Origin of the sequence: Providencia sp. PROV197, assembly GCF_028479625.1 — a bacterium.
Classification (GTDB): domain Bacteria; phylum Pseudomonadota; class Gammaproteobacteria; order Enterobacterales; family Enterobacteriaceae; genus Providencia; species Providencia vermicola.
Window position 1 is genome coordinate 127,888 of the sequence record NZ_JAMPNZ010000008.1, and the last position, 10,878, is coordinate 138,765.

The window sequence follows — 10,878 nt, forward strand, 5'->3', positions numbered from 1 at the left end:
GGAGGAAAAAGTGCGATTACCAGCGGCTTGCGGACGTTTCGTCACTTTCTTTCGCTTCAACCCAGCGTTCGTTATCTGGCAACGTCTCTTTTTTCCAAAATGGTGCTTTGGTTTTTAAGTAATCCATAATAAACTCAGCGGCTTGAAATGCTGCGTTGCGATGCGCACTTGTCACCCCAACAAACACAATTTCCTCACCTAGCTGCAAAGTACCAATGCGATGAATCACACTCACACGCTGCAAAGGCCAACGTTCTCTTGCTTCTACTACAATGTTTGCTAAGGCTTTTTCTGTCATACCTGGATAATGCTCAAGCGTTAAGGCCGCAACAGTATCACCAAGGTTATGATTACGAACTTTACCTGTAAAAGTCACGACGGCTCCATCGCTATCACACTCTGCAAGCCATTGATATTGTTCACCAACACTGAAGTTGTGTGTTTGGACGGCAATATGGGTATTTTCCATCATTATCCCCCTGTTACTGGTGGGAAAAAGGCGACTTCATCCCCTTCCACCAGTGAATGTTCGAGGGAAACAAATGATTGATTAACTGCTGCCAGTAATTTTCCGCTTTCTAACGCCAAAGCCCAGCGATCACCTTTTTGCGACAAAGCAAGACGTAGAGACTCAACTGTTTGATATTTTTCCGTTATTTCAAGTCTATCTGTTCCCACTAATTCGCGAACTTGTGCAAAAAATAATACTGTAATCATCATTCCACCTTAAAATGTCCAGATTTACCGCCTGTTTTTTCTAACAAACGAACAGGGCCGATGACCATGTCTTTTTGTACCGCTTTGCACATATCGTAAATGGTCAATGCCGCCACCGAGGCTGCAGTCAGTGCTTCCATCTCCACACCAGTTTTACCCGTTAGACGGCAGCATGTTTCGATGCGAACACGGCTATGTGCTTGTTCTGCTTCAAGAACAACCTCCACTTTAGTTAACAACAGAGGGTGACATAATGGAATTAACTGCCATGTATTTTTAGCGGCTTGGATGCCCGCAATACGTGCCGTTGCAAACACATCCCCTTTATGGTGACTGCCATCAACAATCATGGCTAAGGTTTCGGGGTTCATGGTGACATAAGCTTCTGCACGAGCTTCACGGACAGTTTCAGCTTTAGCTGAAACATCAACCATATGCGCCTCGCCCGACGCATTGAGGTGAGTCAGTTGGGACATAGTTTCTCCTGAAAATTTTAAAAGAATTAACCGCCAATAACGGACAAATTAGGGGTAATACCGCTATCACCCATATGTAGAAAATGCGTTTCGCGTTTGTGATGCAAACCACGCTGTATCCGCGCTTTTAGCGCTTCATTTTGGTTATCATCCCCTAACAAATCACGTAGAGGAATGCCATTTTCACCAAACAGGCACAAATGGAGATTACCTAAAGAAGATACACGAAGGCGATTGCAGCTTTGACAAAAGTCTTTTTCATACGGCATGATAAGGCCTATTTCACCCTGGTAATCTGGGTGACTAAAGACCTGAGCAGGGCCGTCATTGCGAGAACGAGGAAGGCGATACCAACCTTCTTCAATTAAACGGTCGCGAATCGTTTCGCCAGAAACATGAAAACGTTGGAAAATATCACTGCCATCCCCTGTTTCCATTAACTCAATAAAACGCAGTTGAATTGGGCGGTGCTTAATCCAATTTAAGAATGACTTCAGACCAATGTCGTTGATATTTTTCATCAACACAGCGTTGACTTTCACTTTTTCAAAGCCAGCCTCAAAGGCAGCATCAATCCCTTTCATCACTTGGAAGAATTTGTCTTGCCCAGTGATTGCCGCAAACTGTCGTGGGTCTAAGCTATCCACACTGACATTAATTGCATTCAGGCCTGCATCTTTCCACGATTGAACGTCTCTCGCCATGCGATAACCATTGGTGGTAACTGCGATTTTTTTAATCGCTGCATTTTCATGAATGGTGGCAATAATTTCACTGAAATCTTTGCGCATGGTAGGTTCACCGCCTGTGATACGCACTTTTTCTGTGCCTAATTCAGCGAATGCGCTGCTGACACGGCGAATTTCATCCAGAGTGAGGAATTCATGGCGGCCACTTGGTTGATAACCATTAGGCAGGCAGTATGTGCAACGAAAGTTGCAAACATCTGTTATAGAAAGCCGAAGATAGTAAAATTTTCGGTCAAATTGATCGACGAGTTGCTGCATAATCACACCTTTCCAAATACGGGAGATGCAGACATTTCTATCTTGCACCCTGGTGACTCTATGGCCACGGCCAGAGCATCATATTTGTGAAAACAAACTTAGACGCAAAGGCTAGGAGTTTTATTTGGAACAAAGCCGCTAATTTAATAACGAAAACAAACCACTCTGTTCACTTAATTTCTGTAAGGATTCTAGCGTATAGAATATGAAAAAGCGAACCTGAATTCGATATATAATATAATATACAACGACTTACAGAACATTAGCGATAATCTCCGAAGTTCTTATTATCATAGACAATTTTCTTAAAAAGAGCCTAGCCAAAGATACAATTTCACTTTAAATGATTAACATCTCTTATTATTTAATTAAACATTTCTTGATGTAGATCTAAAATGGGGAGCAAGCTCCCCATCTCATTGTTTCCGTTATAAATATCGTTACCAATCGCTTCGTGTTTTTCACTCAATACTTTGCTAAGCATTATCCCAATCAAAAACGAAAACATATGCCCCAAGTAATTGAACGTATTTAGAAACGGAACTCAACCCCGCCAGATATCGTCCTTCCACGACCTAATGTATTCGCTAAGCTTTCCCCGTAGCTCACCACATAGGCCCGATTGGTTAAGTTCTCCACGTTACCGCGAATAATTAAATTATCCGTAATTGAATAACTTGCGTATAAATCGACGAGGGTATATTTCGGCCAGTCCGCTAAATAAGGGTAATTGGTTTGTGCAGAATAGTCTTGGAAACCTGGTGTGAAACGGATAACCATTCCGCCATCCAGTTTTCTATCAAAAGCACGTCCACCGAGTGTGAATGAACCTCTATCACCTGGCAGATTTGCTGCACTACCAAAGATGGAGCCGCTATCGCAGTTAACATAATTGTCTGCTTGCTCATCGGGCTCTGCATACCAATTACCAGGGCCAATACCTTCTGGGAATTTCAAGACGCCACCTAACCACGCACGGTTAGCACAGAATGTGTTTTTACCAATCATATGAGTGAAGGTTAAATCTGCATAAACAAACCCTGCATCATAGTTGAGTTGGTATTCAAACCCTCTAAAACGTGTCGTATTTAAGTTATTGCTGTACGCAGCATTCCCCATACTTGGGTTAACCAATCCCGGCTTAGTTCGGTTAATCGCAAGGTTGATATAGTTATCAACCCGCGTGTCAAAATAAGCCACTTTAGCCAATAATCGATCCTCTTCAAGCATCAGTTGGGGGTAATTCAGATTCACCCCGATTTCCCACGCATTTGAGCGTTCTGCTTTTAAAAACGGGTTAGGAAACTGTGTTGAAGAACTGTGAGCGCTGCCAGTGGTGAGTGTTTCGGTAATCGCAGGTGGACGCCAAGAACGACCATAACTGGTAAAGAACTCCATCCACTCGACACCTGGGCGAATAGCCAGACGAGCATTAGGTGAAAACGCACCTTCCGATTTATCAACATTCCAATGTTCTGTATACAGCGTGCTTGGACAATCACGTAACCGTCTACCTGTGCATGGATTTTCCTTTGTATAAGGGAAGATGGCATAACGCATGCTGGTTTGCCCTTTGAGGGTATAGTAGTCGTAACGCATTCCCCCTTCCAATGTTAACCAATCGTCATATTCGTAAGTTAAATTAGTAAACAATGAGCTCAACGTACGTTTTCCATCTGGTGTTACGCCTGATGCGGCTTCTCGTGTTGAGGTGCTGCTAGCTTTATCTTGGAAAGTTTCAAAACCATAATGCGCTTTTAATAAATTATTATGATTAAATTCAATCTCTGAATGATTTTCGAGTTGCACCCCGAATGTTTTAACCCGAGTATCCATCTGATAGCCATTATTAAAAATTTGGCTCGTTGAATAAGTTTCAGTGTCATCTTTCGTATCAACAAAATACACTTTCCCTTTAAATTCTGTACTCCATGGACTGCCACTAAACTGCGTATAATCAAGGGAATAGTTCTGGGTTGTCACATCACTAAACCCACTGCTTTTCCATCCAAGTTTATATGGCCACGTTTGCGCCAAATTAGTTAATGTACCTGCATTAGGTGTCGCCACTTTGGTTTCTAAATAATTGAATTGTAAGCGTTGTGACTCACTGAGATTCCAACCTGCTTTCGCCAAATATGAGGTCATCTGGTAATTGCTATCGTTAATTCGGGTATGTTTTAAACCACGCACTAATTCGTCATAATGCCCTGCATCATTGTTGATGCGAATGTCGCCAATACTCCCGTGCGTCCCTGGTTTATAGTCACCTAAGCGGCGTTCACTGGCAGCAAACAGTAAATCCCCCTTTTCATTTCCCAAGGCAAATGCGCTACTACCGATAAAATGAGTATTATTCGTCCCTGTACTGGCATGTAATTTTCCACCAAATGTCTTATCTTTCGATAAAAAATCAGATGCATTTACCGTATTAAATGTGGCAACTCCGCCAAGCGTTCCCCCACTCCCCATACCACTATTGTTTCCTTTTTGAATTTCAACGCCAGATAGCAACTCAGAATCAATATACATTGAGCCGTTACGCTGCCCATGGCCGCTTTTTTGGAAGTTTTGCCGCATTCCATCAATATTCATGTTCACACGCCCATAATCTTGGATCCCACGAATATTCACTGATAGCGACGGGTCTTGCTGGCTGACACTGGAATACACGCCGGTGGTAAGCTCTAGTACGTCAGCAATATGCTTCGGTGGCCTGTCTTCAATTTGTTTTTTACTAATCACACTCACCGATGAGGGACTACTGTAGACCCAATCTCCTTGCTGTATTTGGCTTGCTGTCACCGTAATATTATCTAACTTAATGACGTTTTCACTTGTGGAGGAATTAATTACCCGATGAATAGAAATACGATTATTGTGTATTTGGACCTGAACTGGATTTTCGCCAACAAGTTGCTGCAATCCTTCTTGCAAGGTTAACTGCCCTTTGATGCCTTGGCTTTTTAAGCCGCTCATTTCTTGGCTATTAATAATGATTTCAACTTTTGCCTGTTGGGCAAATTGCAACAATACGTTCTCAAGCGATCCTGCTCCAATCGAAAATGAAATTTTCTGTTGGGTTGCAGTTATTGATTGACTGGCATGAGCAATGTTAAATAATGAATATGCAGGTAGTGCTCCTAATACAAGGTAAACACAGAGTGTGGCTGTTTTATATTGGTGCTTTTTTTGAGTCATTTCCCATCCCTAAAATGATAATGGTAATAAAAATCATAATCACTTAGATTAAGACGTAGAAATGAAAGAAACCCGTAAAAATAATTTAAATACTTGTGAAAAATAATAATTTCTTTATCTATCAGTAGATTAATGTGAAAAATGGTACTTCATAAATCGTGAGTCCTTTTGATGACACAAGGTACTTAAGTCCACTTTCTAGTGTGTTAATTTGCAATACGCCGCTTAGTTTTTCCTTACTGTCGCTAGCTAAAATAATAATTCGCTTTTTATGGTAACGATTAATTTCAGCGGTAATCTCAGAAAGCGTTTGCTGTTGAAAAATAATCTGGCCTTCACGCCATCCTTCTGACGCTTGTTTGGCAAGTGGTATTGTGGGTAAAATTTGCTGCTGGTATTGCGTAAAGCTGCCTGCTTTTACCGTCAATTCTTGTCCTGATAATAGCGATATTTTAACGCTGTGCTGATAGACACTTACACCAACATTATCCCCTTCATTATCAATGGCAAACTCTGTTCCCAGCGCTTGAGTTACACCATTTCTCGCCTTAACTTGGAAAGGACGCAGTTCACTACCAGTGATAGGTGCAACAGAGAAATAGGCGCGTCCTTGGAGCAAATTGACTTGTCGATATTGCCCGTCAAAAGCTAGCTGTAATTGTGCACCACTATCGAGGTCGACTTGGCTGCCATCGGGCAATATGATATGTTGAACTTCACCAATTCTGGCTTGGTAATCAATCTGTTCTTGATTTTCACCCCACCAAATCAAAGTCACCAAACAACACACTAAAATACTGGCTGCGACGGAAACTTTCACAAAACTTTTTGTGGCTTTAATTGGTTTCTCTGTTTTTCTAGGCTGTTGATTATAGGAAGTTAACGCCCAAATTTGCCTTGCACGATAATAGGCATTGGCATGCTCTTTCGATGCATTCACCCAATGCTGAAACTCGCTATTTTCTTGTGCATCCAGCTCTCTTTGAGTGGTCTTGACGACCCACATCGCCGCTGTGTTTTCGATTTCAGATGGAGATGTTGTTGATTTCATGATTAATCCTTCCATTGATGAATCAGAACAGCCAATGCATTGGCTAAATGCTTTTCAACAGTACTGAGCGAAATATTCAACAATTGAGCCACTTCGGTTTGAGTCAATCCCTCTTCTCGGTGCAAACGAAAAATAGCCTGTGTTCTCTTGGGCAATGTTTGAATAATGGCTTGTATCTGGCTAAGTTGCTGCTCTCTTATTGCTGTTGCTTCAAGGCTTTTTACTTGTGCAGGTATTTCTTGCCATTGCTCATCACTGATAACCATTGAAGGGCGTGCTTTTTGTTCCCTAAAGTGATCAATCATCAGGTTTTTCGCAATCCGATAAAGATAAGCGTCAAAATCTTGAATCGTTGAGTGCTTCATCAGTTCAGCCATCCGTACAAAACTTTCCTGCACAATATCCATACTCAAACTATGGTCTTTAAGGTACATGTTGAGGTAGCGACATAATGAGGAAGAATGGCGTGCAAACAAGCGTTGCAACTCAGAATCAGACATATTGAGCCATAACACAAACAATGAAAATGAGAATTATTTACACTATATAGGTAAATATTCAAAATGGAAACATTCAGGTGTTTTTTTGCTAAGAGGTTAAGGTAAATCTGGAATATTGCCTTTTATTGTTTTTTATCACAGTAACTCAGCGAACAATGATGTTTTATGGTAGATTAACGCCCAATTTATTTTAGATTTCATTTTTGATACGTTCGGCTCTGTAAACACTGCAAACCACAGATAAAAAGCACTAAGTAGTGACTGTTTATTTGCCGAATATTGACTGATTGATATAGGAACACTATGCCAAATAGTAGTCTGGCGAGCCTGAAACATGTTGTTGCCCTTGGCGGCGGGCATGGGCTAGGTCGCGTAATGTCTTCCCTTTCCTCTTTAGGCCCTCGCCTAACTGGAATTGTGACCACCACAGATAATGGCGGGTCTACAGGTCGAATTCGTCGTTCCGAAGGCGGGATTGCTTGGGGCGATATGCGGAACTGTTTGAATCAGTTAATCACTGAACCATCAATTGCTTCAGCAATGTTTGAATACCGTTTCGGCGGTAATGGAGAACTCTCTGGCCACAACTTAGGTAACCTAATGCTAAAATCATTAGATCACCTGAGTGTTAGGCCACTCGAGGCCATTAATTTAATTCGCAATATGCTCAAAGTGGATGCGCAACTCATTCCAATGTCAGAATCCCCTGTTGATTTGATGGCGATTGATGAGATGGGTAATGAGGTCTATGGCGAGGTCAATGTGGATGCCCTGCGCGAAATTCCGAAAGAGTTACGCCTATACCCTCGCGTTAAGGCCACACGTGAAGCGTTAGAAGCTATTCACCAAGCGGATTTGATTATCATTGGTCCTGGTAGTTTCTTCACCAGTTTAATGCCATTATTACTACTGGACGAGATTGCCACTGCCTTGCGTGAATGCAAATCCCCAATGATTTATATTGGTAATTTAGGTAAGGAAGTGGGCTCTTCAGCCGCTAATCTGACTTTACCTGAGAAATTGCAGATGATGGAAAACTATATTGGCTGCAAAAAGATTGATGCGTTGATCCTTGGCCCACGCACACAAACCAGTGATATTAGCAGTGACCGTAAGATTATCCAGCGCGTCCTCGAAGCGGATGATATCCCTTATCGCCACGATAGAAAGCTGCTCCTACAAGCCATCGAAGAAACCGTCCCGCTATTGTAATTTCCTAATTTATCCCACCTTTGGCTCCCAGAGGTGGAATGCTACTCAAGCCAATTTTTGCAAGTGAAAGCATCTCGGGGAGCATACATAAGTATGTGACCCGAGTGATTGCCCCTACTCCCCAACATAATGAAATAAAATGACAATTTATCTTCAAAATAATTTGCGTTGTGGGTAGGCGGCAAGTGAGAGCATCTCGGGGAGCATACATAAGTATGTGACCCGAGTGATTGAGCGCAGCCAACACCCCCACAACGTGAAGTATGTAGAAAATTCGCGTTGTGGCTAGGTGGCAAATGAAAGTATCCCAAGGAGCATACATAAGTATGTGACCCGAGTGATTGCCCCTACTCCCCTACTCCCCTACTCCCCTACTCCCCTACTCCCCAACATAATGAAATAAAATGACAATTTATCTTCAAAATAATTTGCGTTGTGGGTAGGCGGCAAGTGAAAGCATCTCGGGGAGCATACATAAGTATGTGACCCGAGTGATTGAGCGCAGCCAACACCCCCACAACGCGAAGTATGAAGAAGATAAAGAAGATTAGGAATTGGCGATAAACTGAGACCGTATCTCTTGCAACTCATCACGCACTCGCGCTGCCGCTTCAAACTCCAAGTCCTGTGCGTGCTTATACATTTGTGCCTCAAGTTGCGAAATACGTCGTTCCAACTCTTTCGTCGACATACCTTGTATATCAATTGATGTCTCACTCTTGGCATTATCTTTTGAGCGCCCTTTGCCTTTCCCGCCAACTTTATGACCTATCTGCAGGATATCGCCAATTTTCTTGTTTAACCCTTGCGGTACGATGCCATGTTCTTCATTGAATGCCATTTGTTTTGCACGGCGGCGTTCGGTTTCTGCTATCGCTTTTTCCATCGAATTGGTGATTCGGTCGCCGTAAAGGATCGCTTTACCGTTTAAGTTACGTGCTGCACGGCCTATTGTCTGGATCAAAGAACGTTCTGAACGCAGAAAACCTTCTTTGTCTGCATCTAAAATAGCCACTAAAGACACCTCTGGCATGTCGAGACCTTCCCTTAATAAGTTGATACCAACAAGCACATCAAACTCACCCAATCGTAAGTCACGAATAATTTCTACCCGTTCAACCGTATCAATGTCTGAGTGAAGGTAACGAACACGTTCCCCATGTTCTTCCAGATATTCTGTTAAATCTTCCGCCATTCGTTTGGTCAACGTGGTGACTAATACACGCTCATTTTTCTGCACACGAATACGGATTTCAGATAACAAATCATCTACTTGCGTGCTCACAGGGCGCACTTCAATAATCGGATCCAGTAAGCCTGTCGGCCTAACCACTTGCTCAATAACTTCATTGCCTGATTTTTCTAGCTCATATTTGCCAGGAGTTGCAGATACGTAGATAGATTGCGGTGCTAAAGCTTCAAACTCTTCAAAACGCATTGGTCGGTTATCCAATGCCGAAGGCAAACGGAAACCATATTCAACTAAGGTCTCTTTACGGGAACGGTCACCTTTGTACATCGCCCCAATTTGAGGAATGGTCACGTGAGATTCATCCACCACCAGTAGGCCATCCGCAGGTAAATAATCAAACAATGTTGGAGGTGGTTCACCTGGAGCACGACCCGATAAATAGCGTGAATAGTTTTCTATCCCTGAGCAGTAACCCAGTTCATTCATCATTTCTAAATCAAACTGAGTACGCTGAGTAATACGCTGTTCTTCCACCAGTTTGTGGTTTTCTAACAACACTTTTCGCCTATCCACCAGCTCTTCTTTGATATGCTCCATCGCTTCCAAAATACGTTCTCTTGGTGTGACGTAATGTGTTTTTGGGTAAACCGTAAAGCGAGGCACACGGTGTTGAATTTGCCCCGTCAGTGGATCAAAGAGAGATAGACGTTCAACTTCATCATCAAACAGCTCGACACGTAACGCGTATTCGTCAGATTCTGCAGGAAAAATATCAATCACTTCCCCGCGAACGCGAAAAGTACCACGGGTAAAAGCTTGGTCGTTGCGACTGTATTGCAGGTCAGCTAAACGCCTTAAAATAGAGCGTTGGTCAATGATCATGCCATCGGTGAGGTGCAGCATCATTTTTAAGTAGCTATCAGGGTCGCCTAACCCATATATAGCTGAGACAGAAGCCACCACAATGACATCACGACGTTCAAGTAAGGCCTTAGTCGCAGATAAGCGCATTTGCTCAATGTGTTCGTTTACAGAGGCATCTTTTTCAATAAATGTATCAGAGCTAGGCACATAGGCTTCAGGCTGGTAATAATCATAGTAAGAAACAAAGTACTCTACTGCGTTATCTGGGAAGAAAGCTTTCATTTCGCTGTAAAGTTGTGCCGCCAGGGTCTTGTTATGAGCCATCAACATGGTTGGGCGATTTTCTTTTGCGATAACATTAGCTATCGTAAAGGTTTTCCCTGACCCTGTTACTCCCAATAACGTTTGATGCGCTAAGCCATCTTGCAGCCCTTCGCGTAATTGACGAATTGCTTCAGGTTGGTCCCCCGCTGGCTGAAAATCAGAATACAGCTTAAAATCCTTACTCATATTACCGCCTCATAACGTGTCTCTTTTTCTATAATACTGGATAAAAAAACAGCTTCAAGTCCTGAATTTAATATTTTCTCTATCCGACGTTCCAATGAGTTTATAAAAATGTTATCCCCAAAATAATGCTTGACCTTTGGAAAACGTT

General features: G+C 42.5%; 9 protein-coding genes and 1 riboswitch. Of the genes, 1 reads left to right on the forward strand and 8 read right to left on the reverse strand.

Annotated elements, in window-relative coordinates:
• Positions 1 to 16: 16 nt before the first annotated feature.
• From moaE to PR808_RS04855, 7 genes are all read right to left on the reverse strand, one after another.
• Positions 17 to 469: a molybdopterin synthase catalytic subunit MoaE gene (moaE, locus tag PR808_RS04825; protein WP_206085343.1), complete on the reverse strand. Its 453-nt coding sequence runs from the start codon at positions 467 to 469 to the stop codon at positions 17 to 19.
• Positions 470 to 471: 2 nt separating this feature from the next.
• Complete coding sequence (moaD, locus tag PR808_RS04830; RefSeq protein ID WP_206085342.1) at positions 472 to 717, reverse strand: molybdopterin synthase sulfur carrier subunit; 246 nt, start codon at positions 715 to 717, stop codon at positions 472 to 474.
• On the reverse strand, positions 717 to 1,193 hold the full coding sequence (gene moaC / locus PR808_RS04835; protein ID WP_206085341.1) for a cyclic pyranopterin monophosphate synthase MoaC: 477 nt from the start codon (positions 1,191 to 1,193) through the stop codon (positions 717 to 719). The genes moaD and moaC overlap by 1 nt, the downstream gene beginning before the upstream one ends.
• Before the next feature lie 26 nt (positions 1,194 to 1,219).
• On the reverse strand, positions 1,220 to 2,200 hold the full coding sequence (moaA, locus tag PR808_RS04840; protein WP_206085340.1) for a GTP 3',8-cyclase MoaA: 981 nt from the start codon (positions 2,198 to 2,200) through the stop codon (positions 1,220 to 1,222).
• A riboswitch (molybdenum cofactor riboswitch) is annotated at positions 2,190 to 2,330 on the reverse strand. Its footprint overlaps the gene before it by 11 nt.
• Positions 2,331 to 2,731: 401 nt before the next feature.
• Positions 2,732 to 5,401: a TonB-dependent hemoglobin/transferrin/lactoferrin family receptor gene (locus PR808_RS04845; RefSeq protein ID WP_272538825.1), complete on the reverse strand. Its 2,670-nt coding sequence runs from the start codon at positions 5,399 to 5,401 to the stop codon at positions 2,732 to 2,734.
• A 121-nt stretch (positions 5,402 to 5,522) separates the two neighbouring features.
• The gene (locus PR808_RS04850) at positions 5,523 to 6,452 is read right to left on the reverse strand and encodes a FecR family protein (RefSeq protein ID WP_272538826.1); all 930 of its coding nucleotides are present in this window, start codon (positions 6,450 to 6,452) and stop codon (positions 5,523 to 5,525) included.
• 2 nt (positions 6,453 to 6,454) lie between these two features.
• Positions 6,455 to 6,952: an RNA polymerase sigma factor gene (locus tag PR808_RS04855; RefSeq protein ID WP_206085336.1), complete on the reverse strand. Its 498-nt coding sequence runs from the start codon at positions 6,950 to 6,952 to the stop codon at positions 6,455 to 6,457.
• Between the two features lie 303 nt (positions 6,953 to 7,255).
• Here PR808_RS04855 and PR808_RS04860 point away from each other — a divergent pair, with 303 nt between their 5' ends.
• Positions 7,256 to 8,164: a gluconeogenesis factor YvcK family protein gene (locus PR808_RS04860; RefSeq protein WP_206085335.1), complete on the forward strand. Its 909-nt coding sequence runs from the start codon at positions 7,256 to 7,258 to the stop codon at positions 8,162 to 8,164.
• Positions 8,165 to 8,711: 547 nt separating this feature from the next.
• On the opposite strand, the gene uvrB is transcribed toward PR808_RS04860, so the two are convergent.
• Positions 8,712 to 10,730 (reverse strand): excinuclease ABC subunit UvrB, encoded by a 2,019-nt coding sequence (gene uvrB, locus PR808_RS04865; RefSeq protein ID WP_206085334.1) that lies wholly within the window; start codon positions 10,728 to 10,730, stop codon positions 8,712 to 8,714.
• Positions 10,731 to 10,878 lie beyond the last annotated feature (148 nt).

Bases quoted from the DNA above. Each gene is read 5' to 3' on its own strand.
- moaE (WP_206085343.1), bottom strand. From the start codon at position 469: ATGGAAAATACCCATATTGCCGTCCAAACACACAACTTCAGTGTTGGT.
- moaD (WP_206085342.1), bottom strand. From the start codon at position 717: ATGATTACAGTATTATTTTTTGCACAAGTTCGCGAATTAGTGGGAACA.
- moaC (WP_206085341.1), bottom strand. From the start codon at position 1,193: ATGTCCCAACTGACTCACCTCAATGCGTCGGGCGAGGCGCATATGGTT.
- moaA (WP_206085340.1), bottom strand. From the start codon at position 2,200: ATGCAGCAACTCGTCGATCAATTTGACCGAAAATTTTACTATCTTCGG.
- PR808_RS04845 (WP_272538825.1), bottom strand. From the start codon at position 5,401: ATGACTCAAAAAAAGCACCAATATAAAACAGCCACACTCTGTGTTTAC.
- PR808_RS04850 (WP_272538826.1), bottom strand. From the start codon at position 6,452: ATGAAATCAACAACATCTCCATCTGAAATCGAAAACACAGCGGCGATG.
- PR808_RS04855 (WP_206085336.1), bottom strand. From the start codon at position 6,952: ATGTCTGATTCTGAGTTGCAACGCTTGTTTGCACGCCATTCTTCCTCA.
- PR808_RS04860 (WP_206085335.1), top strand. From the start codon at position 7,256: ATGCCAAATAGTAGTCTGGCGAGCCTGAAACATGTTGTTGCCCTTGGC.
- uvrB (WP_206085334.1), bottom strand. From the start codon at position 10,730: ATGAGTAAGGATTTTAAGCTGTATTCTGATTTTCAGCCAGCGGGGGAC.